The 25,180-nt window shown below is 61.0% G+C and carries 20 protein-coding genes; 11 read left to right on the top strand and 9 right to left on the bottom strand.

The features are described from left to right. Nucleotides 1-177 precede the first annotated feature (177 nt). The 4 genes from NQF87_RS03875 (at nt 178) to NQF87_RS03860 (ending at nt 4,935) form a co-directional block, all read left to right on the top strand. Nucleotides 178-639, top strand: a complete 462-nt coding sequence (locus NQF87_RS03875; RefSeq protein ID WP_266127115.1) for an Lrp/AsnC family transcriptional regulator — start codon at nt 178-180, stop codon at nt 637-639. A 210-nt stretch (nt 640-849) separates the two neighbouring features. Beyond that, complete coding sequence (gene accD, locus NQF87_RS03870; RefSeq protein ID WP_266127352.1) at nt 850-1,737, top strand: acetyl-CoA carboxylase, carboxyltransferase subunit beta; 888 nt, start codon at nt 850-852, stop codon at nt 1,735-1,737. Nucleotides 1,738-1,833: 96 nt separating this feature from the next. Further along, nucleotides 1,834-3,171: a bifunctional folylpolyglutamate synthase/dihydrofolate synthase gene (locus NQF87_RS03865; RefSeq protein ID WP_266127114.1), complete on the top strand. Its 1,338-nt coding sequence runs from the start codon at nt 1,834-1,836 to the stop codon at nt 3,169-3,171. 132 nt (nt 3,172-3,303) lie between these two features. Further along, entirely contained in the window at nt 3,304-4,935 is a 1,632-nt protein-coding gene (locus NQF87_RS03860) for a replicative DNA helicase (RefSeq protein WP_266127113.1), read from the top strand. A gap of 12 nt (nt 4,936-4,947) precedes the next feature. On the opposite strand, the gene NQF87_RS03855 is transcribed toward NQF87_RS03860, so the two are convergent. The 9 genes from NQF87_RS03855 to rph all read right to left on the bottom strand — a co-directional run bounded on the left by NQF87_RS03855 (nt 4,948) and on the right by rph (nt 16,342). After that, nucleotides 4,948-5,925 (bottom strand): DMT family transporter, encoded by a 978-nt coding sequence (locus NQF87_RS03855; RefSeq protein ID WP_266127112.1) that lies wholly within the window; start codon nt 5,923-5,925, stop codon nt 4,948-4,950. Between the two features lie 123 nt (nt 5,926-6,048). Next, the gene (locus NQF87_RS03850; RefSeq protein WP_266127111.1) at nt 6,049-8,292 is read right to left on the bottom strand and encodes a TonB-dependent receptor; all 2,244 of its coding nucleotides are present in this window, start codon (nt 8,290-8,292) and stop codon (nt 6,049-6,051) included. Between the two features lie 124 nt (nt 8,293-8,416). Next, on the bottom strand, nt 8,417-9,181 hold the full coding sequence (locus NQF87_RS03845) for a sulfite exporter TauE/SafE family protein (RefSeq protein WP_266127110.1): 765 nt from the start codon (nt 9,179-9,181) through the stop codon (nt 8,417-8,419). 154 nt (nt 9,182-9,335) lie between these two features. Continuing rightward, on the bottom strand, nt 9,336-11,207 hold the full coding sequence (gene cysC / locus NQF87_RS03840) for an adenylyl-sulfate kinase (RefSeq protein WP_266127109.1): 1,872 nt from the start codon (nt 11,205-11,207) through the stop codon (nt 9,336-9,338). 13 nt (nt 11,208-11,220) lie between these two features. After that, complete coding sequence (cysD, locus tag NQF87_RS03835) at nt 11,221-12,015, bottom strand: sulfate adenylyltransferase subunit CysD (protein ID WP_266127351.1); 795 nt, start codon at nt 12,013-12,015, stop codon at nt 11,221-11,223. Nucleotides 12,016-12,080: 65 nt separating this feature from the next. Further along, on the bottom strand, nt 12,081-12,854 hold the full coding sequence (locus NQF87_RS03830) for a phosphoadenylyl-sulfate reductase (protein ID WP_266127108.1): 774 nt from the start codon (nt 12,852-12,854) through the stop codon (nt 12,081-12,083). A gap of 239 nt (nt 12,855-13,093) precedes the next feature. Next, nucleotides 13,094-14,785, bottom strand: a complete 1,692-nt coding sequence (locus NQF87_RS03825; protein WP_266127350.1) for an alginate export family protein — start codon at nt 14,783-14,785, stop codon at nt 13,094-13,096. A 188-nt stretch (nt 14,786-14,973) separates the two neighbouring features. Further along, a complete protein-coding gene (rdgB, locus tag NQF87_RS03820) occupies nt 14,974-15,594 on the bottom strand; it encodes an RdgB/HAM1 family non-canonical purine NTP pyrophosphatase (protein WP_266127107.1) in 621 nt (206 codons plus the stop codon). Nucleotides 15,595-15,625: 31 nt separating this feature from the next. Continuing rightward, entirely contained in the window at nt 15,626-16,342 is a 717-nt protein-coding gene (gene rph, locus NQF87_RS03815) for a ribonuclease PH (RefSeq protein ID WP_266127106.1), read from the bottom strand. Nucleotides 16,343-16,515: 173 nt separating this feature from the next. On the opposite strand from rph, the gene NQF87_RS03810 reads away from it, so the two are divergent. The 7 genes from NQF87_RS03810 to NQF87_RS03780 all read left to right on the top strand — a co-directional run bounded on the left by NQF87_RS03810 (nt 16,516) and on the right by NQF87_RS03780 (nt 24,981). After that, nucleotides 16,516-19,041 (top strand): penicillin-binding protein 1A, encoded by a 2,526-nt coding sequence (locus NQF87_RS03810; RefSeq protein WP_266127105.1) that lies wholly within the window; start codon nt 16,516-16,518, stop codon nt 19,039-19,041. 39 nt (nt 19,042-19,080) lie between these two features. Then, nucleotides 19,081-20,212 (top strand): peptide chain release factor 2 gene (gene prfB, locus NQF87_RS03805; RefSeq protein WP_266127104.1). Its coding sequence is split into 2 segments (ribosomal slippage): nt 19,081-19,149 and nt 19,151-20,212, totalling 1,131 coding nucleotides; the frame shifts between segments, so codons are not numbered across the junction. 570 nt (nt 20,213-20,782) lie between these two features. Next, complete coding sequence (locus NQF87_RS03800) at nt 20,783-21,475, top strand: energy transducer TonB (protein ID WP_266127103.1); 693 nt, start codon at nt 20,783-20,785, stop codon at nt 21,473-21,475. 199 nt (nt 21,476-21,674) lie between these two features. Further along, nucleotides 21,675-22,724: a MotA/TolQ/ExbB proton channel family protein gene (locus NQF87_RS03795; protein WP_266127102.1), complete on the top strand. Its 1,050-nt coding sequence runs from the start codon at nt 21,675-21,677 to the stop codon at nt 22,722-22,724. A 4-nt stretch (nt 22,725-22,728) separates the two neighbouring features. Continuing rightward, entirely contained in the window at nt 22,729-23,151 is a 423-nt protein-coding gene (locus NQF87_RS03790; RefSeq protein WP_266127101.1) for an ExbD/TolR family protein, read from the top strand. 108 nt (nt 23,152-23,259) lie between these two features. Beyond that, complete coding sequence (locus NQF87_RS03785; protein ID WP_266127100.1) at nt 23,260-23,700, top strand: ExbD/TolR family protein; 441 nt, start codon at nt 23,260-23,262, stop codon at nt 23,698-23,700. 3 nt (nt 23,701-23,703) lie between these two features. Then, complete coding sequence (locus NQF87_RS03780) at nt 23,704-24,981, top strand: hypothetical protein (RefSeq protein ID WP_266127099.1); 1,278 nt, start codon at nt 23,704-23,706, stop codon at nt 24,979-24,981. Nucleotides 24,982-25,180 lie beyond the last annotated feature (199 nt).

The following is a 25,180-nucleotide window of genomic DNA, read 5'->3' as shown; positions in this document are numbered from 1 at the left end:
TCCGACAGGGCAGTACGAACCAGCCTTTTCCGGTTCGGGGCAGGACAGACAGAACCCCATACCGCCTTAATGTCCTTTTAACACATGTGACCATATCGTGTTTTTCATGCGCTCTGTGTGCAAATGGACTATGAATCATGACCGACTGTGCACGGATCATGCAGAAACAGGCCCATCATGGATCATTTTGACTGGAAAATTCTTTCCGCCCTGTACCGCAATGGGCGGCTGACCAACCGGGAGCTGGGCGATGCCATCGGCCTCTCCCCCTCCCAATGTTCCCGTCGCCGCCTCATGCTGGAGAAAAAGGGTGTCATCCAGGGCTATGGGGTCACGCTGGCTCCACAGGCCGTGGGGCTGAACGTGATGGCCTTCGTTCAGGTCATCATCAAAGATCATGCTGCCGGAGCCTTCGAGCGGTTCCAGACCCTCATAAACAGCATTCCCATCATCCAGGAGGCCCATGCCGTCAGCGGAGATGCGGATTACATCCTCAAAGTCGTGACGGAAGACCTGCCCGGCCTTTCCGCCTTCGTCACGGACCAGCTGCTGGCAAGCGACATGGTCAGCCACGTCAAGTCCTACATCGCCCTCCGGCCACTGAAGACGGACAGCCCCCTGCCACCTTTCATGCCCTGAAAACCGGCCTGCCCGGCATGAACTCACCTTCAGCCGAAGAGAAAGCTGGCATCTTCAGGCAAGCCCGGATAAAGTCCCCCCAACCTGTGATACCCTTCCGGTCCCATGCCACGGTGCCCCCCGCCTGCGGAGGCCCATTCCTTCTGGTGGACCGGCAGGCATGGGACGCCCACCGATGATGCACCACTGCTGGAGAGTAAACAGAACACCATGAGCTGGCTGACAAAACATGTCCGTCCCAAATTGCGGAGCCTGCTACAGAGGGACGTGCCGGATAACCTCTGGACCAACTGTGAATCCTGCTCGCAGATGATGCTCACCAAGGAGCTGACCCGCAAGAAGAAGGTCTGCCCCCATTGCGGCCATCACATGCGGGCCTCGGCCCATGAACGTATGCAGTGGACCTTCGATGACGGCCAGTACACCACCATCGAGCTGCCCACCGCCCCGGCCGACCCGCTGCATTTCCGGGATTCCAAACGCTACACGGACCGGCTGAAGGCAGCCCGCTCCAAGTCCAGCCTTGATGATTCCCTCCTTGTCGCTCACGGCCGGATTGGCGGGCAGAACGCCGTCGTTGCCGTCATGGCCTTCGAGTTCATGGCCGGGACGATGGGCGGTGCCCTTGGTGAGGCTTTTCTGGCCGCATGTCAGGAAGCCATCCGCCAGAAGGCTCCGCTCGTCATCTTCACGGCCTCCGGCGGTGCCCGCATGCAGGAAGGCGTCGTCAGCCTGATGCAGATGCCCCGCACGACCATCGGCGTGGAAATGCTGCGTGAAGCAGGCCTGCCCTATCTGGTCGTCCTCACCAACCCGACGACGGGTGGTGTGTCCGCCTCCTTCGCCATGCTGGGTGACATCCATATCGCCGAGCCTAATGCCCTGATCGCTTTCGCCGGTCCCCGTGTCATCCGGGATACCGTACGTGAGGAGCTGCCGGAAGGCTTCCAGCGGTCCGAGTATCTGAAGGAACACGGCATGGTGGACCTCATCGCCACCCGTGATGAACTTCCCTCCCTGCTGGGTCGGCTCATCGGAATGCTTACTCCCGCAGCCGGCAACAAGGATGCCACCCCGGAAGAAAGCCCCGCATCCTGAGCCTGTCTCCATCCTGCCTCCGCCCCTCCGGCGGCGGGCAGGATGGTGGGACAGCCCCTCCTGTTTCCCCCTCTGAAACAACCGGATTACGCAATCATGGCAACAGGCCAGCAGACCAGTACCCCGCAGGGTGAGTTCCACGGGCGGACGGGTGAAGTCGTGCGCCGCCTGCAGGAACTTCATCCCAAACTGATCGACCTCTCGCTGGACCGGCTGAAGGTCCTGCTGGCCCGCCTTGGCCACCCGGAACGCTCCCTCCCCCCGACCATTCATGTGGCCGGGACCAACGGCAAGGGCAGCACCTGCGCCAATCTGCGGGCCATTGGCGAGGCGGCGGGGCTGAAGGTCCATGTCATGACCAGCCCGCATCTGCTGAGCGTGACGGAACGTTTCCGTCTGGCCGGTCACCTCGTCAGCGAGGGCCAGCTTGTTGCCACTCTGGAAGAGATCGAGCAGATTAATGACGGTGCCCCCATCACCGTTTTTGAAGTCCTGACAGCCGCCGGATTCCTGCTCTTTTCCCGTGTTCCGGCTGATCTGCTGATTCTGGAGGTCGGGCTTGGGGGCCGGTTTGATGCCACCAATGTGATTCCCACCGCACGGGCCTGCGTCATCACCTCCATCAGTCTGGATCATCAGGGCTTTCTGGGCGATGATCTGGCGGGCATCGCCAGAGAGAAAGCAGGCATCATCAAACAGAACGTACCAGTTTTCGTTGCGCCCCAGACTGATGATGTCATGACCGCCATCAGGGACTGTGCCAATGCCCATGAAGCTCCCCTCTACCGGCTGGGCCATGAATTCACCATTGCCCCACAGGGCGATGGCCTGCTCTATCAGGATGAGACCGGCACCCTGACCCTGCCAGCCCCGGCCCTGCATGGCCCCCATCAGGCACAGAACTCCGCCCTTGCCATAGCGGCCCTCCGCCATGCCGGACTGGACCTGCCAGACACCGCCTTTGCAGGCATTGCCAGAACATGCTGGCCTGCCCGCCTCCAGCCTCTGCACGGCACCCTGACCCATGATCTGCCTTCAGGCTGGGAGCTGATTCTTGATGGTGGCCACAATCCCGGTGCGGGCACCGCTCTGGCCGAGGTACTCAGAACATGGCAGGACCAGCCACTGCATCTCATTGTCGGGCTGAAGGACAGCAAGGACGTGCAGGGTTTCCTCCGCCCGCTGATCCCCTACGCCACCACCATACAGGCCGTGGCAGAGGAAGGGCAGCATCTAGCCATGCCTGTCCAGACCATTCTGGACGCTGCTCAGGCCGCAGGGGGCACAGCCCGCCCCGGCCCGGACATCCGTACCGCCCTGAAACACCTGCGTGATGAAGCCGGGACCCATCCCGCTCCGGCCCGAATCCTCATCTGCGGCAGTCTCTATCTGGCAGGCTGCGCCCTGGCCCTGGATGGTGCCACGCCCTGCTGACCTGCTGACTGTCCCCCCGGTCAGCTGCATGATGACCATGAGAGCCGGATGGCCATATCCGGCTGATGCCCGCCTGCACCCTGTTCCCGTGCTGGCATGACACCCCTTGACGGAGGAGTAAGACAGACCATCATGAGCGACCAGACAGCATCCCCCCAGCCATCCCCGAAACCGGAAAGCGGCCCGCTTCAGGACCTTCTCCAGCGTACGCCCCCGGCCAACCTGCAGGCCGAACAGGCCCTTCTGGGTGCCATCCTGACCAACGACAAGGCCTTTGAGAGCGTCTCGGACTTCCTCCATGCGTCCCATTTTGCCGATGCCGTCAATGCCCACATCTATGAGATGATCACCAACCGTGTCGAACGGAACGGCGGCAAGGGCACCATCGACATCATCACCATGCGGGGCGAATTTGAGGCCAGCCCCATACTGGCTGCCGCCGGAGGCACGGAGTATGTCGCCAGGCTGCTCAATGCCATGGTGGGGATCGTCAATGCCCGTGATTATGGCAAAGTCATCCATGACTGCTGGGTCCGTCGCCAGCTGATCGGCATTGGCACGGACATCGTCAACAACGCCCACGGTGCCCGACCTGATCTGGACGGGCCAGAACAGATTTCCGCCTCGGAAGAAGCCCTGTTCAGTCTGGCAACGGACAAGGGACAGGAAGGCGGGTTCCTCGTCTTCTCCCAGGCCCTGAAAAAGGCTCTCGACATTGCCGATCAGGCCTACCAGAACACGGGGGACATTGTCGGCCTGACCTCCGGCCTGCGGGATTTTGACAAGAAAACCGGTGGCCTGCACCCGTCCGACCTGCTGATCCTTGCCGGCCGCCCCGCCATGGGCAAGACAGCCCTTGCCACGAAGATCGCTTTCTCCGCCGCCCAGTCCATCATGCGGGAAGCGGAAGAAAAGGGAGACAGCAAGCCCCGTGGCAGCGTGGCCATTTTCTCACTGGAAATGTCCGCCGAACAGCTCGCCACCCGTATCCTGTCCGAACAGGCTGAGGTGTCCGGTGAACGCATCCGCCGGGGTGATGTCGGACCGAAGGAATTCGACCGCTTCGTCCGTGTCGCCACGGAGCTGCAACGCCTGCCCCTGCACATTGATGACACACCCGCCATCTCGCTTTCCGCCATGCGGACACGCTGCCGACGTCTGTCCCGCACACAGGGGCTGAGCCTCGTGGTGGTGGACTATCTCCAGCTCATGCGCCCCGCCGTGGGAACAAGACCGGACAGCCGCGTGCTGGAAATCTCCATGATCACACAGGGCCTCAAGGCCATCGCCAAGGAACTGGAAGTCCCCGTCATCGCCCTGTCGCAGCTCTCCCGTCAGGTGGAATCCCGTGACGACAAACGGCCGATGCTCTCCGACCTGCGTGAATCCGGCTCCATCGAGCAAGATGCCGATGCTGTCATGTTCGTCTATCGTGACGAATATTACCTCCAGCAGCGCAAACCCAAGGAATCCTCCTTCCCCAGCCCGGACAAATACCAGATCGCTCTGGAAGAGTGGCAGCGGAAGATGAGCCTCGTCCATAACAAGGCCGAACTGATTCTGGAAAAACAGCGTCACGGGCCAACGGGCACGGTCCATCTCTATTTTGAAGGCGAATTCACCCGCTTCGGTGATCTGGATTTATACCATGATGATTACCAACACCCTCAAAGCAGCAGCCCACAAGCACTTTCACATCAGCCAAGTGCCTCTGCGCAACCAGCCACCATCAAAACACAAAAACGCCAGACAATTCCTAGGTAGCTATCCCATCCCTCACTCGTGAGGTTTATCCTCCAGAGGTGGGGTGATGACGGCGGCAGGGGTGGCGGCGATGACCTCCGGTGTGGGTTTGCGCCGCCACCACCAGCCACGGTGCAGCATCTTCTCGAAGCGTATCTTCTGACGCAGCCAGTTGAGCATCCCGGACAGGGTGACGACCGCAATCCCGATGCCGTCCCACATGTCCACGGGCTGGTTGAAGACGAAATAGCTGAAAGCCACGATCCAGACCATCTGGCTGTATTGCGGCAGGGCTACACGGTTTGCCGGAGCAATGGACGCTGCCAGCATGAGCAGGAGCTGCCCCGCCGCTGCCAGGAACCCGTAACCGAACAGCAGCAGCCATTCGCTCACCCCATGTGGAAGGACAAAATGCTGCACCATCAGGATGCCGTCACCCACCAGAGGCCCGAACAGGCTGGAGCCATACAGGGTCAGGCGGGATGTCTCCTTGCCCGCAAAACGGTAGGCAATCACGCTGACAGCCGAGGCCATCGCCACCACGATGGCACAGACATGGCCAAACTGGAGAGCCTTCACGCCGGGGCGCAGAACGATCATCACACCAGCAAAGCCCAGCAGGACAGACAGCCAAGCCCAGCCCGTCACCTGCTCCTTGAGGAACAGGACAGACACGATGGTGACAAAGAACGGCATCAGGAACATCAGGGACAGGGCTTCCGGCATGGGCAGGAGCATGAAGGCTTCCACACTCCCCGCCGTGGCCACGAACACCGCCGCCGCCCGCACGAGCCAGAGCCACGGATGGCTGGAAACGACCAGAACCTTGTAGGATTCATTCGGACGCTTCAGCAGCGGGACGATCAGCAGCCCGAACACGCCACCAAAAAAGGCGACCTCAAAGGGGTCCAGCCGCCCGGCCAGCCCCTTGGAGCAGGCATCACTGATGGAAAAGAACGCATAGCCTATGAGGGCCAGCACGATGCCCGACGTAAAAAGTATCTTCTTCATGCAATCCCTGTCCCTGATACATTGCCGCTACTGCACTGCGCCAAGGGTAAGGGTTAACCTGTCAAAAAGAAACCGTCCAATCCTGTCTCTACGGGATGACAGTCCCGTGATGGTGTCCCGGTGTTACAGGGACAGGGCCACCCCCCCCATCACGCTGCGCCGCAGGCCATATTGTGGCGCACCGACCCCAATGCCGCTGCCATCACGCAGCATGTAACGCCGGTCAAACAGATTGATGACATCCAGCCGCAGCTGCATGGTGTGCCCGCCCAGCCACGCCTCATGCTTCAGGGTCTGCACCAGCCCCAGATTGAAGGTGACATATTGCGGCACATGCGTCCCGTTGGGGATGGTTTTATCCCCCGTCTCCCTGTCCTTCCTCAGGCCACTGCCATAGATCATGGTACCTGACAGCTGAAGGGGATGGTCCGTCCTGTGAAAAAACGCATAGGACCCACCGGCGGAAGCCGTTATCAGCTGGTCATGATCCAGATGCACCCAGTGGTTGCGCATGTACTGGAGGTCATCCGTGTCAAAATTCCACTGGGCCGAGTTGATGTCCTTACCCATCGCCCGTGAAACGGCCAGGTTGCCATAGAGGGTCAGCGGCCCCGTGCTGTAGTCTGTCGTCAGCTCCACGCCACGGACACGGCCCCGGCGGTAATTGTAAGCCGTCAGAATGACAGGTGCCCCGAACTGTCCTTCATCAATCAGATTCTTCGCCTGCTTCCAGTACGCATCCAGCCCGACATGCCAGTGCCGGGTGATCTGCTGTATGAAGCCGATATCATAATAATTGTCCCGCTCCGCCTTCACACGGTCATTCTGATAATTGGCCGGAGCAGCAGAGGTATCTGCAAAACGGTTCAGCGATGTCGTGCCGATCGTCTCGAAAGGCGGCGGTGTCAGATAACGGGCATAGCCCACATGAAACCGCCCGCCATGCCACGGTGTCCAGACCAGCGACACACGGGGGCTGAGCTGATGGGCATGGACATATTCTTCCACGCCATCAAACCGCACCCCGCCATTGAGAACCAGAGAGCGGGTCAGACGCCACTCATCCTGAAGATAGACCCCGTATAAGGCCCCCGTCCTGCCGGATGAATCATGCACCGTCACAGTTCGGGAACTGATGGTCCCCTCTTCATCGACCGGATAGACCTGTGAGTTGCTCTTGCTCACGGCCCGCTCACCATAGGCCTGCACGCCACCCCGCACGGTATGTGCCCGGCTGACACGCCATGTCACGTCACTCTGTACACCACTGGAAAAGACCGAACGGGCCGCCTGCTGGGCAATGCCGTTATAGACGAGGTCGCCCAGCCAGTCAGGCGAGTAGCGCGTGGAACTGTAACGCAGAATGGCAGACGTCTGGGCACTGACTTTCTCATGATCTTCCTGCCAGGAGAGAATAGCAAAATCCGTGATCTGCTGCTGGTGTTCATCCAGATGGGCACTGTCCGGCGCATCCTCCTGCACGGGCCGGTTATCCGCCCTGAAAAGCGGCGTAGCGAACTGATGCTGCTGGCCCGGATTGTTGGGCAGCTGATACCACGCATTGGAAAGACCCGCCGTCAGGCTGAAGCGTGTCTCCGGCCTCAGCGTGTACCGCAGATGCCCCAGCACATGATACTGGTTGGAAAGGTCATGAATGGCATTGTAACTGGATGTGGTGTTCTCGATGCCCACCCGGTCATGAACGGCATCAGCGGTAATGAACCCATCCCATTTCCCCCAATGCCCGCCATACTGGATGGAAGGCTGCACATAGTCCCGCACGCCCCCATAACCGGAGAGTGTTCCCCCTTCATCCGACACGCCATTCTTGGTCTGAATGTCGATCACACCCGCCTGCCGGAACCCATATTCTGCTGGCAGGACACCCGTTGTCAGGCTCATGGAATGGGCAAAGCGGGTCATCAGGGCCTGCCCGAACACGTTCACCCCTTCCGGCAGGGCCACACCATCCAGCCGGAACTGGACGTTATTATGGTCCCCCCGGATGTGAATCTGCCCGTAACTGTCCTGCGTCACACCGGGAGCCTGCAACAGGATGCTGTTCAGCGGGGCATTGTCGGCACCGGGATTGGCCTCAATGGCCTTGCGGGAAAAGTTCGTCTGCGTAGCCCCGATGGCAGGCTGTAGAGCCGCACGGGCCTGATCCAGCCGCCGGGCCGTAACATGGATATGCTCTTCCCTGCGGTTCTCATGACGAACGGCCTCATCACCACTGGCCTGATTCTCTGGGGAGAGGGCAGGCGTGTTCCCGCCTGCGGCGTCATCAGCCCGTGCCGTCTGAACCAGCCCCCCGGATGCCAGTGCCAGACATACATAAACGGCCCTGCCCCGCCCTTTCACCGCCATGCTGATTCCTGTCCCTTATGCGTGCTGTCCCGATGTTTCACACATGTTATGTTATAATATAACATTTGAGAAGCCGCTTTCATCAATGGCTCACAAAAAAGCCGGGTCAGAACCCGGCCTTTTTTCAGATCATCTTCACTCCAATCAAGAGCAGCAGACTGCCCAGAATGAGCCGCTGCCAGCGTTCCGGGCATCGTCCAGCGCAGTGGGTGCCAAGCCAGATACCCGGCAGGGAACCACTCAGCAGAAGCAGCAGGGTTGGCACCATGACGTCACCTTCCACCCAGTGACCTGCCCCGGCAATCAGGGTCAGGGGGATGGCATGGGCGATGTCGATGGCCACCAGCTCCCGCAAAGGAAGGGTCGGATACAGCATCACCAGCACGGCCATGCCGATCGCCCCGGCCCCCACGGAGGACAGGCTGACCATGCAGCCCAGCACGAACCCCAGCACAACCGTCAGCACCCGTGACCGTACCAGCCCACCCAGCTGATGACGCAGAACCCAGTCCTTGAGAGCCGGACGGAACAGGATGGCCGGAGCCGTCACCAGCAGGCAGATGCCCAGCGACAGGCGGATGACATGAGCCATCTCCTGCGGAGACCCCAGATGCCGCAGCCAGAGCAGGGCCACCGCCACACCGGGGAGACTGCCCGCCATCATCCACAGCACGATGGACCAGCGCACCGGCCCATATCTGCGATGCAGAGCCGTGCCGAACAGCTTCGTCACGGCGGCATAGACGAGGTCCGTCCCCACGGCAGCCTTGGGGTGAATGCCGCAGAGCAGGATAAGCAATGGCGTCATGAGCGACCCACCGCCCACGCCTGTCATCCCTACCAGAAACCCGACCAGTGCGCCGGAGATGACATAAGCCAGATGCCCCATCACCCTATCCTTCTCCCGGAACGGAAAGAGCCTTTTTCAGACAGAACTCTCCCCACCGGCATTTTCCTGCTGGAAAAACCGGGTTCCTGTTCCATTCTCTTTCAGAAACCGAAGCCCGCCAGCCTCACTTCATGGGAAGCCAGCAGGCAGACTGTCAGCGTACGGCCTTGTGCACGGCGTCCGTCAGGTGCCGCACGCTCCGGGCCACGTCACCGTCACCGGGCACGACAACATCCGGCTTTTCCGGTACTTCATAAGCAGAAGACACGCCCGTGAATTCAGCTATGCGGCCATCCTCTGCCTGGGCGTACAGCCCTTTCGGGTCACGGCTGCGGCACAGTTCAGGGGCTGTATCCACGAACACCTCGTGCCAGTCCTCGCCAATGATCGCCCTGGCCATTGCACGGTCCCGGATGAGCGGAGAGACCAGGGCCACCAGCACGATCTGCCCGGCATCCGCCAGAATACGGGCCACATGGGCCACACGGCGGATATTCTCACGCCGGTCTTCCGGAGAGAAACCAAGGTCGCTGCACAGGCCGGAACGGACCGTATCCCCATCCAGCACGGTGACATGCAGCCCCTCACGGCTGAGGGCCTCCTCGGCATGGCGGGCAATGGTGCTTTTGCCAGCACCGGGCAGGCCGGTCATCCAGAACACGGCCCGGCCATGCCCCCGCAGACCAGCCCGCACGGCATCGCTCACGCCGCTGGCTGTCGGATGAATGGCATGACTGCCTTCAGGCAGAGCCGCAGGGCCGATCAGCGGGGCACCACCAACAATCTTCTGGTGACGGTCCACCAGCACACCACGCCCGTCCGGCATACCCGGCGCAAAGGGATCGAACAGAATGTTACGGGCCACGGCAAGAGTGATCTCGGCAAAGCCATCCGGTGGCACCTCATCCGCCGGGCTGAGGCTGAGATCATCAAGGTCCACCACGGCATCAATGGCCGCCACGGTGACATCATATTCTGCCGTGGCGAGACGAAGCCGGAAGCTCTCACCCACACGCAGCGGCTCTCCACGCAGCCAGAACAGCCGTGTTTTCAGGCGGGCAGCTTTCTGCGGGGCAGCAGCTTCATCCCCCGCAGGGCACAGCAGGTCACCACGATCCGGCACCAGATCAGGCTCCAGCCGCAGGGCGATGGACTCACCGGCTCCGGCCACAGGATAATGCGGAGCGTGCCAGCGGCAGACTTCGGCCACAGTGGCTTCCTGCCCCTGCCCGCCGATCACCAGCCGGTCACCTTCCCGCACCGTGCCACGCTCGATGCGGCCCGCCACATAACGGACACCCTCAAAGCGATACACATCCTGCACCGGCATACGGAACGGCAGGGCATGACGGGACGCCGGTGGCTGGATGAGGGACAGGGCTTCCAGCAGGGTCGGTCCCTTGTACCAGTCAGCCTTTTCAGAGCGTGTGGCGATGTTGTCGCCATCCCGTGCCGAAGCCGGAATGACCTGATTGACGTTGATCTCCAGCCGCCCCAGCAGCTGGCGGATGTCGCCTTCCACCTGCTTCAGTCTGGCTTCATCAAACCCGATGCTGTCGGCCTTGTTCAGCAGGACGATCACATGATTGATGCCGATGAGTCGCAGCAGCATGGCGTGGCGACGGGTCTGCTCCCGCACACCCTCGGCAGCATCCACCACCAGCACGGCGGCTTCAGCATCGGCCGCACCGGTGATCATGTTACGCAGGAACTGCCGATGGCCCGGCGCATCCACGATGACGAAATCCCGACCATTCAACTGGAAGGGAATGCGGGTGGAATCCACCGTCACGCCCTGATCCCGCTCAATCTGGAGAGAATCAAGCAAGAAGCTCCACTCCACGGCCAGACCACGCTTGCGGCTGCTTTCCACGATCTGGACAAGGCGGCCATCCGGCAGGCTGTCCGTATCATACAGAAGGCGGCCGATCAGGGTGGATTTGCCGTGGTCCACATGGCCGACAATCACGATTGGCGTGCTGACGCCGTGACGGACCTGCGATGATGGTGAATGAGTCTGTGTCATCGAAATAGGTCCCTCACAGATAACCGGCAACACGAAGACGCTCGAATGCATCTTCTGATTCATGATCCATGGCACGGCCTGCACGCTCGGAGGTGCGGCTCGTCTCAAGTTCGGCAATCACTTCGGCCACGGTGGAAGCATTGCTCTCGATCGGGCTGGTGATGTCCTGATCGCCCAGCGAGCGATACCGTTTGCCATCCTTCGCAAAATAGAGGTCCACAAGCGGAATGTTCTCACGCTCGATATACCGCCAGATATCCAGCTCCCGCCATGCCAGCAGCGGATGGACACGGACATGCATCCCGTCCTCGTAAGGTGTGGCGTACTGGTCCCAGAATTCCGGTGGCTGGTTGCGGACATCCCACTGGTGGCTTGCTCCACGGGGGCTGAAGACACGCTCCTTGGCACGGGTGGCCTGCTCGTCACGCCGGATACCGGCCACGACACCCCGAAACTTGTGTTTATCGATCAGGTTCGCCAGCCCGACCGTCTTGCGGGCTGCAGAGCGGGCCGCCGGTGGCAAAGAGGGGTCCATTTCCTCGACCGGAGGACACTCCCCAAGGACAAGGTCCAGATTCCACTTCTTCGTGTATTCATCCCGGAAATCATACATCTCCGGGAATTTCTTGCCCGTATCCACATGCATGACGGGAAAAGGCACATGCCCCATGAAAGCCTTACGGGCCAGCCAGACCATCACGTTGCTGTCCTTGCCCAGTGACCAGAGCAGGGCCATGGGCTTCAGCTTGCGATAGGCCTCCCGCAGGATAAAGATGCTCTGGGCCTCGAGCTGGTCCAGACCATCCATGGTACGTGCGTCTTCCAGAGCCATGACTGCTCCCTTTCCTTCCTGATGGGCCATGCGGCCCGGTCTCATCGTGCGGGCCGTTCTGCAATCAGGGCAGCGGCTGAAACTTCTTCCACATTGGCATCGGGCGGTGCGGTAACGGGCCGGTGCAGACCACATTCCGTCTTGGAAAGCCCGGCCCAGCGTCCGGCACGACTGTCTTCTCCCGCACCGACCGGCCTCGTGCAGGGTTCACAGCCAATGGAACGATACCCTTTTGCCACCAGCGGATGGGGTGGCAGGGCCTTGTCCTTCATGAAACGGGTGATCTGTGCTTCACTCCAGCCTGCCAGAGGGTTCAGCTTCACGCTGCCATCCTCCTGCCGTTCCGCCACGGGCAGAGCCGCCCGGGTGGCTGCCTGCATCCGCTTGCGCCCCGTCACCCAGATGTCGAACTCCGGCAGCACCACTTCCAGCGGCTCCACCTTCCGCAGGGCACAGCAGGCATCCGGATCGAAAGCCACAAGCTGGCCCTCCGGGTCCCGGTATTCCACCTCGGCACGGGCAGGCCGCAGGGTGCGGACATCCTCCAGCCCCAGATGGCGGGTCAGCTCATCCCGGTAGGCCAATGTTTCAGGGAAATGCCGTTCCGTATCGAGGAAAAAGACAGGCACGGCCCTGTCCTGTGCGGCGACCTGCGCCAGCAGCACGGCTGATTCTGCACCGAAAGAGGAGATCACGGCCACACGCCCCGGAAACCGGGCCAGCACCGAAGACAGCACCCGGCCCGTTTCCTCTTCCGAGGCGGCCACGTCTCCCTGCTGGGGCAGGGCCTGGAACTCAGCGTCCGATATCGCCATGTGATCTGCTCCCGCGGAAAAATACGATGAAGCATAAACTAATTACATATTTAACTGGCTTCAATGTTGATTTTTGAAAAATAATCACTTTTTGAAGATATAAGAATATCCTTATGCCATAAACAGACAATCCCCACGAATCCATGATTCCCGGAAAACAGGGACAAACACACGACTCACACGCAGGGAACACCCCGCATATTTAACGAATTAAAAACGGTATTAATTCAGCAGTGATCTCAGAAACGGAGCGTTATGGTCGAGAGCATGTAGGTCCCATTCTGCCCGCCTGCCCGTCTCATGCGGTGTGTCAGCAGAATCGCCCCCCCATCAATCTGCCAGTTCACATGCTGCTGAAGCTGGAACTGAACCTGCCCCTGTGGCTGCAATCCCACGGCCCGACCCGCCTGCCGCAGCTTCGCCCCGGAAAGAAACGAAAAAGGCGAGGATGACCCATACACCCCGTCATTCATGCTCTGCCGCCAGAGATAGGGCACCCGGATGCGGATATTCATGAAAGGCCGGGGCGCAATGCTCACGACTGGCCCCGCACTGATGATGTTGGCCCGCGTAATCGTACGGGTCAGGTCAAACGTCCCGTTACGGGGTGAGAAAGGAGCCGAGAATGTCCCGATCGTACCCCCACTCCGGCGGTTGTCGCCGCCACTATAGGCCTCGGCCTGCACGCCCAGAAAGGGATGCAGGAAGGACGAAGAATGACGCCAGCCCAGAACACCCCGTACCGCCCACGCACTCACGGGACGGCTGGCAGTGGAAGAACTGCCGGGGTGGAAGCGTCCCCCCTGATACACACCACCCAGCTCATACTCAAAGGACGGTGCCGACCCATACCAGCGGAATCCCCCATTCTGGCGTGTCTGCGTCCCCGCCTGGGACCCTTTATACAGGGCAACGGCGGCAGACTTCCCGCCATAATGGAAGCCCATCCAGAAAAGGTCGAGAAAGGAATGGACCTGCTCCCTGCCAATGGAAAAAGGTGGCAGGGCAATGCCGATATTCCCCCCGTAAAGGCGGGTCCCATCATCAAAGCCGCCCCCCATGATGGTGTCCCTCGTCACCTGCGTAGCCACAAAATCATAGAGGTCCAGCCGCACCCGGTTCCACATGGCATAGCCACGGACACCATTCCATGAAAGCGGAACGTTGGACGTTTCCCGCATATAGACCAGCCATGATGGTGCATCGAGGAACTGCTGCCGCCCGACCATCACGCCGGTCTTGGCACCAAGCAGCTTGCGTTCATAACCGACAAAAAGCTGCTGCCCCCCCAGCCTGCGCCGCCATGTGGCGTTGTAGCCGTAATAGTTCCAGCCTGCTGCCTCACCATTATTCAGCTGACCGAATATCCGCCAGTGCTGACCTAAATGAAGGTCCGCCCCAAAAAGATTGCGCACCGTGAAACGGCCGGAATGACGCCTGCCCGCCGTACCCAGCTGCGGATTGGATTCATACCAGTTGCGGATGCGGGATTCACCAGACAGGGAAAGCCATATGCTACCGGATTCATTCAGGCGGATGGCTTTCAGCGGGTCGAGAAAATCCGTGTAATTCTTTGGGTCTTTCTTGCTGCTCCAGTCCTCGGCCCACGGGGCTGCCCCATAGACACCGACCGGGCCGAACCCGGCGAACTCACCATTCCCCCAGTTGAAAGCCCCCCAGTCACCCTGATGCCGCTTGCGGGACCGGTTCTGTTCTGCCGTGACACGGCGGGGCTGGCCGACCACCCCGGCCCCCGGCATGGTTTCCACGGCAGGCGGCACCCTGTCAGCGACCTGGGCCTCCGCCCGCTTCTGCCCCATCAGGAAGGCTGATGCCATCAGGGCCATCGAAGCCCACGGAATCCGCCGCTTTTTCTCAGGCGATACAGTGCCGCCACCTGAAAGGACCGGAACCGGTCCCTTCTGCTTCATCACACGCCCTAATTGCCCGCCTGTCCGCATGAAGCATCCAATTACCACTTTTATGAATAGTATTTTTTATTAAATACTCTCCTATTCCCTTGTGAAGGCGTGATTTGTTTTTGTCAGAAAACTGTCACACTTCATCCGGCTCTCCGACGGAGAGGCAGGCACATGGTACCATGTGCCTGCCTGTTCCCTCAGCCCACACAATCCTTCAGAAACTGCTCCATCGCCTGTCCACGATGGCTGAAACGGTTCTTCTCCATCTCGCCCATCTCAGCGAAGGTACGGCTTTCACCTTCAGGAGTGAACATCGGGTCATAGCCATGCCCATGCTCTCCTCTCGGAGGCCATGAAACCTGTCCCCGACATTCACCCCGCACGAAACGATGCATACCATCCGGCCATGCCAGACACAGCACCACCACAAAAGACGCCGTTCCGTCGACTGACCCGCTGGCCTGCATTTCCTCATGAACACGGTTCATCGCCAGTGCCATGTCCCGCTGCGGGCCTGCCCAGCGGGCGGAATAGACACCCGGACTGCCATCCAGTGCCGCCACGCAGAAGCCGGAATCATCGGCCAGCGCAGGCAGGCCGGTTGCCCTGGCTGCCGCTTCCGCCTTGATGAGCGCATTGCCCTCAAAGTCGGTTGCCGTTTCTTCCGGTTCCGGCAGGTCCAGTTCAGCAGCCGAGCGGACCGTGATGCCGCCCTCTGCCAGCAGGAGAGAAAATTCCCGCAATTTACCTTTATTATGGCTCGCCAGAACAATCTCGCTGCCATGCTCAAGACGGCGGGTGCAATCCTGTCCACTCATCCAGCCATTCCTTCTTCCATTTTGCTGAAGCTCAGCCCTTCCTGCGGGCCAGAGCTTCCTTCTGTACGGCGAACAGTTCCTTTGTGCCCTTCTGTGCCAGATCAAACAGAATCTGGAATTCTTCAGGACGGAAAGGACGCTCTTCCGCCGTGCCCTGAATCTCCACGATACCGCCATCAGCCGTCAGAACGAAGTTGGTGTCAGCCTGTGCGCTGCTGTCTTCGTCATAATCAAGGTCCAGTACCGGGCCAGCATCCGTCAGCCCGCAGGACACGGCAGCAACCTGTCCGGTCAGGGCCTTCGACTTGCCCATGCCTTCCAGAGCGATGGCCAGAGCCACCCATGCCCCGGTGATGGAGGCGCAGCGTGTGCCACCATCCGCATTCAGCACGTCACAGTCCAGCGTGATCATGCACTCACCCAGAGCCTTGAGGTCCACGCAGGCCCGCAGGGAACGGCCAATGAGACGCTGAATCTCCTGCGTGCGGCCGGACTGCTTGCCCCGGGCGGCCTCACGGGAGCCACGGGTGTGGGTGGCACGGGGCAGCATCCCATATTCTGCGGTGACCCAGCCCTGCCCCTGCCCCCGCAGGAACGGCGGCACCCGTGTCTCGACAGACGCCGTGCAGAGCACTTCCGTCCCCCCGACACGAATCAGCGCAGACCCTTCCGCATGAGTGGAAAAACCGGTCTCGATCGTGACCGGGCGGAGGGCATCATCAGTACGGCCTGAGGGACGTTCAAACATGAAACATGGTCCTTAAATCTTCATTGAAAATCCACATGGGACAGACTGAACCAGACTCCCATGACAGGCCCCTACCATAGGCACACCCCACCTCACCGGCCATCCCCACACGCAAAAAATAGGCAACAGGCTGCTTCTTCCCGTTCTTTTGCAGGCCATGTTATAAGAGGGGCATGAAGCGTTCCTCCATGCTGCCAGACAGCCCGCCCTCGCCATCCCAGAAACCCCGTTTCCGCCGCTGGCGGTTTCTGATGGGGGCTGCCCTTGGCCTTGGCACACTGGCCGTCTCCGGCACGCTTCTCGCCGGAGTGGGACTGTATGCCCATCTCAGTGCCAACCTGCCCAGCGTGGACGCCCTCCAGCATTACAAGCCCCCCGTGGTCAGCCGCCTTTACACGTCTGATGACCAGCTCATGGCCGAACTGTCCCACGAGCGGCGCATCTATGTGCCCATCCGGGCCATTCCGCCACTCGTCCGCAACGCCTTCATCGCTGCGGAGGACCAGAACTTCTATTCACATGGTGGCGTGGACCCGCTGGCCATGCTGCGGGCAGGCGTGACGGACATCGTCAGCATCCTCACCCATCAGGGAAAACGGCCACTGGGAGCCTCGACCATCACCCAGCAGGTGGCCAAGGTCATGCTGCTGAACAACAACAGCCTGACCATCGAACGGAAGGTCCGGGAAGCCCTGCTCGCCATGCGGATCGAGCATACGCTCTCCAAGGACCGGATTCTGGAAATCTACCTGAACGGCATTTATCTGGGGAATGGGGCTTACGGGGTCGAGGCGGCGGCACAGACCTACTTCAACAAGACGCTGGACCAGCTGAACGATGCCGAGGCGGCCATGCTTGCCAGCATGCCCAAATCACCCAGCAACTATAATCCATTCCTCCACCCCAAGGCCGCCATGTGGCGGCGCAACTGGGTGCTGGACCGGATGGGCGAGACCCATGCCATCCCGGCAGATGAGGCACAGCAGGCCAAGCAGGACCCGCTTGTTCCGCAGGGGCAGGTGCGCTTCGGCCCGCTTGCCAGTTCCGAATGGTTTGCTGCGGAAGTCCGCCGCCAGCTGACATCCCTCTATAGCGAGGAACAAACGACCGAAGGCGGGCTGGATGTCCATACCAGTCTGGACCCGCATCTTCAGCAGGTCAGCACGAAACTGCTGCGGGAAGGGCTGATGGCCTATGCCCGCACCCATGAGGGCTGGCACGGCACGGTCGGTCATCTGGACAGTGCCGCCCTGATGGACTGGCAGACCAGCATGGCCCAGCAGAAAGGTCCGGCGGGCATGTTGCCCGCATGGCGTCTGGCCGTTGTCCTGTCTCCCGAACCTGCTGCCCGTGTCGGCTGGGTGAAAGCCCGTGAGGCCCATACGGCCCTGATCCGCAAGGTGGATGTTGCCTGGAGCCACCCCACCCACCCACTTCAGGAGGGTGACCTCGTGATGATCGAGCCGCAGGATGACGGCTCGGCAGCACTGGAACAGGTACCACAGGTGGAAGGGGCAACCGTCACGCTGGATGCCCACACGGGGCGTGTCCTGGCCCTCGTGGGCGGCTGGTCCTTCCAGCAGAGCCAGTTCAACCGTGTCACACAGGCCCAGCGTCAGCCGGGGTCTTCCTTCAAGCCGCTGGTCTATCTGGCAGCGATGGAACGGGACATTTCCCCTTCCGAGACCTTCGATGATTCCCCCATCAGCTTCGGGGACTGGAAGCCGCAGAATTACGAGCATGACAACTGGGGGCCCACCACCCTGCACGATGCCCTGCGGGAAAGCCGCAACCTCGTGACCATCCGTGTGGCGGCCCATCTGGGCATGAAGGCTGTCAGCGACATGGCAGTCCGCTCCGGCATGGTCGACAGCATGCCTCCCTACCTTCCTGCCGCCCTCGGTGCCGTGGAAACCACCGTCCTGCGGGAAGCCGGGGCCTATGCGGCCATTGCCAACGGCGGCCACAGCATCACCCCCAGCCTGATCGACTACATCCAGAACCCGGATGGCACCATCATCTGGCGCAATCAGGCCAACCAGCGCACGGTCACGACCGAGAACGGCCTGCCCGTCATCCATGATGGCCGCCCGGTTCTGGCCTCGCCCCAGAGTGCCTTCCAGATCACCACCATGATGCGGGACGTCATCGCCCGTGGGACGGGTGTCCGGGCCGGAACCGGGATCGACCGCCCCATCGCCGGGAAGACCGGCACCAGCCAGGATTACCATGACGCCTGGTTCGCCGGCTTCTCCCCCGATACTGTCACGGTGGTGTGGATCGGCTATGATGCTCCCCGCAGCCTGGGCAAGAACGAGACGGGTGGCCATCTGGCCGGACCGATCTGGAACGGCATCATGAAAGCCGTTTTCGCCACCCGCCCCCGGCTCGAGTTCCCTGCACCGGATGGCATCACCCTGGCGGAGTATGATACTGGCCGCATCCGGGCCACTGATGCCTTCAAGACGGACCAGATTCCGGGTGCCTCCGTGCCACTGCATGGCTTCGGAGCTGGAACGCAGGCCCTTACCGCTGCCGATACCGGTGCGGACATGATTCCTGACTCCGAAACGGACATGCCCAGCTCCTCTGACGGCACGACGGGCCAGACCGGCAGCCCGGCACCCTCTGGCTCCCCGTCGCAGGACAGGGCAAACTCGGCAGAAGGAGGTGACATTGGCGTTGGTGGTCTGTACTAAGGCAGCAACACTAACCTGAAGGAAACAGGAGAACGCCTGATGTCGGCTGAGACCGAAGCCCTCTCCGAACAGATCAAGCAGTCGGTGGCACTGCTGAGGAGGCATCTTTGACTGGGATGTCGCCAAAACACGCCTCGCCGAACTGAATCATCTCTCTGAAGACCCGGAACTCTGGAACAACCCGGATGCCGCCCAGAAGCTGATGCGTGAGCGCACCATGCTCGCCAACCAGATTGAGGGGGTCGAAGCTCTGGAAGCCGACGTGCAGGACACGCTGGACCTCGTCGAACTGGCCGAGATGGAAAATGACGACGCCGTCGTTCAGGAAGGTCTCACCACCCTGCGGAACCTTGCCGCCCAGGCCCAGCAGCGGGAGACGGAAAGCCTCCTCTCCGGTGAGGCCGACAGCAATGACTGCTATCTTGAAGTCAATGCCGGTGCCGGTGGAACGGAAGCGCAGGACTGGGCTGAAATGCTGCTGCGCATGTACACGCGCTGGTCCGAGAAACATGGCTACAAAGTGTCCATGATGGAAAGCAGCGAGGGGGAACAGGCGGGACTGAAATCCGCCACGATCCTCGTCAGCGGTCCCAACGCCTATGGCTGGCTGAAGACGGAGGCCGGAGTGCATCGCCTCGTGCGTATCTCCCCCTTCGACTCTGCCGCACGGCGGCAGACATCCTTTGCCTCCATCTACATCTCGCCTGTCGTGGATGATTCCATCGAAATCGAGATCATCGATTCCGACCTGCGGGTGGACACGTTCCGGGCCTCCGGAGCGGGTGGACAGCACGTCAACAAGACGGACTCCGCCATCCGCATCACCCATATCCCGACCGGCATCGTCGTGGCCTGCCAGACGGACCGCTCCCAGCATCGCAACCGGGCCACGGCCATGGAAATGCTGAAAGCCCGCCTCTATGAGGCCGAACTTCAGAAGCGGGAAGCCGAAGCCTCCGCTGCCGAAGCTGCCAAAACGGACATCGGCTGGGGCCATCAGATACGGTCTTACGTTCTGGCTCCCTATCAGCTCGTCAAGGACCTGCGGACCAACATCGAGAAAGGCAACCCTGATGCCGTTCTCGACGGTGATCTGGACGAGTTCATGGCCGCCTCTCTGGCACAGCGTGTGAGTGCCACACGCTCGGAGGCCAGTGCCACGGCCCAGTAAAGGTCACGGTCCGGTTGAATGACAGACGGGCATGGTCCTGAAAAAGGATCATGCCCTTCCTGTTTTCAGAGGCTGATTCCTGGAATTTCCACTACTGAAATACGTTACTTGCAGCGCAATCCCGGCATTTGACCAGAAAAATCTGTTCTTTCCATAGGAAGGGCCAGCCAAAAGAATTCACAGCCCCACCCCCATCACCATCGACTGATCTTCATAAAAAACGGGAGAAATCTGCCATCCCTGAAAATGCCTCCAGAAATATCCACATCATTCCCCTATTCCATCCACAGAGTGATATGAGAAAGAGTCGCATAACACCACTTGCATCACAGGGGCAGCTTGGGCCATTGGTAAAGGAACCGATACGGGAGCCATCCCGTACGGGTCTGCTGGCCCTCTCCCGGAAGATGTCTCTCCGTGAGTCTCAGGCTGGCACCGCACCCACACCGTCATGACGGGCGAGGGGTTTTTCCTCCTGCCGTGTGGGGAAACAGTCATGTTGGCAGGACTGTCCTGCCGAAAAGAAACGCCAGACCAGACGGCAAGGGAAAAGGGTAAGAAGGTTTCAGAATGAAAAGCTATGCCGCCCAGCAACGCAAGCCGACAGATTATATCGTTGCCGTTGTCGTAGCCTTCCTGGCCATCGGTCTGGTGGTCTATGCCCTGACACTCACACGGACGGAAAAGCCCGCGCCCGTGCATCCGCCCATCCAGACACGGGTCATCACGGAGGCACCACCTCCACCACCGCCGCCTCCACCGCCACAGCCGGTGATGGTCCAGCCGCCACCACCCTACATTCCTCCGCCAAAGATCAAGGTGGCACCGCCGCCCAAGCCACCGATCCAGCACAGCCACCAGAGGTCTCCCAAGCCGAAGGCCGCTGCGCCCCAGCCTGCGCCATCCGCTCCGGCCCAGTCTTCAGCAGCGGCCGCACCGGCAGCCAGCTCCAGTGCCAGCTCTTCCGAGAATGACCATTCCGCCGGGGCTTCGCCCATCAACAACGTGCGTCCGGAATATCCGGAGGAAGCACAGGAGGAAAACCGCGAAGGATCCGTGACAGCCTCCTGCGACATTCTCACCAATGGCAAGCCGGCGCATTGCAAGCTGCTGAATGTTAAAGGCGGCCATGACTTCGCCGAAAGTGCGCTGGACTTCCTCGAGCATTCGGCAGTCCGGTATCAGCCAGCCGTGGTGGGCGGGCAGCCGGTCGTGGAGCACAACCACGTCCTGCATGTTGACTTCACCCTCGGTGATGAGTGAGGACACGCCGACCTGACAGACCAGCATCATGCTGCCTTCCTCCTGGGCATACCTGAAGGGACACGGGGCAGCAGACCGTTTTTCAACATTGTCCCACCCTGCCAGGAGCGGCAGGGATGACAGGACAACAAGCCACGGGAGGCTCCTCCCGCCGGCGCACCTTCAGACGGGTGCTTTTTTAGACAAGGATATGGGATTCATGACCAGACTGTTCCGCCTCCCCGTAACTGCCGCTGCGCCCAGGGCGCGCGCTGTCTATGGCACGGCCCTGGCCCTGACTCTGGCGGCCACGCCGCTGGCCTCCGCTGCATTCGCACAGGATGCCGCACCCGCTGTTCCGCCTGCCGGGGCCACGATGTCAGCCCAGCCCCCCGCCGGGACAACACCGGCTGCCCCCCCGGCCGGAACGACGCCTGCCGCTCCACCGGCTGGCACCGCCGCTGCGGCTCCCCCCGCCGGGGCTGAAGGCGGAACACCCGTCACGGCAACACCGGTCAGCGACAGGCCTGCCGATGAGGCCCCTAAGGGCAACCCCTACGGGCTGGGTGCCCTGTGGAAGAATGGCGACATCATTGCCCGTGGCGTGCTGCTCATCATGGCCATCATGTCCCTGGGGACATGGATCATCATGATCAGCAAATTCATCGAACAGGCCCGCCTCTTCCGTGCCTCCAGAGCCGTCAACCAGAATTTCTGGACCCAGAAGACCATTCAGGATGGCGCACAGACACTGAAGGCCGATTCCCCGTTCCGCTACATCGCCGAGACGGGCATCGTGGCCGCCCGCCATCATGAAGGCTCCATGCGGGATTCCATCGACCTTCATTCATGGACGGCCATGTCCATCCAGCGTGCCCTGGAGACCATCAACACGCGCCTTCAGGGCGGTCTGGCCTTCCTTGGAACGGTCGGGTCCACCTCACCCTTCATCGGTCTGTTCGGTACGGTCTGGGGCATCTATCACGCCCTGACAGCCATCGGCATTGCCGGTCAGGCATCCATCGACAAGGTCGCCGGTCCGGTTGGTGAATCCCTCATCATGACGGCCATCGGTCTGGCAACCGCCGTTCCGGCCGTGCTGGGCTACAACCTGCTCGTCCGCCGCAACAAGGGGGCAATGGACCGTGTCCGCAATTTCGGGTCCGACCTGCATTCCGTCCTGATCGGCGGTTACCGTCATGAGGCCGGTTTCGGCGAGGGAACCCGAGACAACAGCCCGACCACGACAACCACCAGCGAGCGGATCTGACATCATGGCATTCAACACCGGAGACATGGGTGATGATGGCGAGGTGGTATCAGCCATCAACACGACACCGCTCGTCGACGTCATGCTGGTGCTGCTCATCATCTTCCTCATCACCATTCCGGTGGCCACGCATACCGTGAAGGTCAAGCTGCCGGTGGACCGCAACCAGCCGACCCAGACCAAACCGGGCAATATCGTGCTGGCCGTGACGGCGGATGGGCAGACCTACTGGAACACCCTTCCCCTCAGCGACCACAAGGACCTGGTCAACCGTCTGATGGAGACCGCACGCCAGCGGCCCCAGCCCCAGATTCAGATCCGTGGTGACGGCTCGGCCCAGTACATGCCGATCGGCAAGATCGTGGCGGCCTGTCAGGAAGCAGGCATCCAGCATGTGGACTTCATCACGGAGCAGCCGCACGACTGACCTGTCCTCCCCCGCCACGGGTCATCCACCTGTGGCAGGGGGATTTCCTCTTCCTTTCTCCCGGTCCGGCCTTGCAGCCCGGGGCGGACAATTTCTGGAGATTTCCTCATGGCCATGAATGTTGGCGCGGAAAGCACCCACGAAGATGAAGCCATTGTCGACATCAACACCACGCCGCTGATCGACGTGATGCTGGTGCTGCTCATCATGCTCATCATCACCATCCCACTCCAGACCCATTCCGTGGCGATCGACCTGCCACAGGGTGACCCGCCACCCTCCGCCGTGCAGCCGCAGATCGTCACCATCAGCATCAATTACGACAACACGCTGAGCTGGAACGACACGCCCGTCACCTCCGAGGATGATCTCCAGTCCCGCCTGAACGGGGCCGTACATCCCATGACGGGCGAGCAGCCGGAAATACATATCCGTCCTGACCGTCTTGCCACCTACAAGACCGTTGCTCATGTCATGGCCGATGCCCAGCGTCTTGGCGTGACCAAACTCGGTATTGTCGGTCTGGACCAGTATGTAGAAGGACAGTAAATCATGAGCCTGCCACATCTGAAACACGCACACGAATGGCTCGTGGCCGGAATGCTTGGCGTTTCCGCCCTTGCCTGTGTTCCTGCCATCTCCGGCCTTTCCCCTGTCCGGCTGTTGGTCAGCACGGCACAGGCGGAGGACGAGCTGGGGCCTGATGTCGGCAGGCAGCTCCAGCAGGCCCAGGCCGCACTGGCCAGCCACCATGCCGCAAAAGCTCTGGAATTCGTCAATGCGGCGGATGCCGTGCCGGGCAGGAGCGACTATGAACGCTATGTCATCGCCCAGATGCGGGCGGCGGCGGCCAGTCAGGCAGGCAATGTTCCTGCGGCCTTGGAGGCCTATGACACGCTCATCCGGGACAGCCGCACCACACCGGCGGCCCGCCAGCAGATGCTCATGGCGCAGGCCAGTCTGGCCTATGGTGCGCACGACTATGCCGCCGCCGCACAGGCCGCCAGCCGGTACCTTCAGGAAGCCGGTCCCAGCGAGCAGATGCAGACCCTTCTGCTCCAGTGCCACTATCTCCAGAAAGACTGGGCAGGCGTCGTGAATGCCGGTCGTGCCATCCTTGCGGCAGATCAGAAGGCCCGTCATGTTCCGGCAGAAAACCAGCTCCAGATGATTGCCACGGCCTACGACCAGCTTCATGACAGTGCGGGCAAGACCAGCACCTACGTCAAGCTGGTGAAGTATCATGCCCGCCCGCAATACTGGCAGATGCTGATTCACGATCTGACGGCTGACCACTCCCTCACGCCCCGCATGGTCTTCAACCTGCAACGCCTGCGCCTGGATACCGGCCTGCTGACCAGCCCGGCCGAGTTTCAGGACATGGCCGAACGGGCCGTGCAGATGGGCCTGCCCCAGCTTGCCCTGAATCTGCTGGATGAAGGCTATGCCCGCCATCTTCTCGGCACGGGAGCGGGAGCCGAAGCCCATTTCCGTGCCTTCGTGGCCCAACGTGCCGCAGAAACCCGCACGAGTCTTTCAGCCGCCGTAGACACTGCCCGGAAATCAGCCGATGCAGGCCCTTCCCTGACCGCTGGTTACAATCTCGTTCTCAACGGGCAGGTCGATCAGGGCATCGCCCTGATGCAGCAGGGGCTGACGAAGCACCCTCACCAGCCTGAGCTTGCCCAGCTCACGCTTGGGATGGCCCTGATGGATGGTGGCCGCCCTGCCGATGCCATGCAGCTGCTCAGCAGCATGGATGGTGACGGAACCGCCAACAATCTGGCCCAGCTCTGGGCCGTGCGGCTTGCGTCCCATCCGGCACATTAACTCCAGTACCTAAAGATCAGTACCGGCAGTGTATCTCATCACGACTGCCGGTACGTTACATCCGCCTGAAGACGCAGTCCTGCCCCGAAAGGCTACCGGGCGTCTCCCCGCAGAAAATAAAATCCTTTTCATGAAACTCCGTCTTAAAATCGTACTGATGTTCTGAGAGAAGGGCGGCAGAACATTTCATATCCATCCC

Source organism: Bombella dulcis (assembly GCF_026385505.1).
Classification (GTDB): domain Bacteria; phylum Pseudomonadota; class Alphaproteobacteria; order Acetobacterales; family Acetobacteraceae; genus Bombella; species Bombella dulcis.
This window is presented reverse-complemented; position numbering and strand designations above follow the sequence as displayed.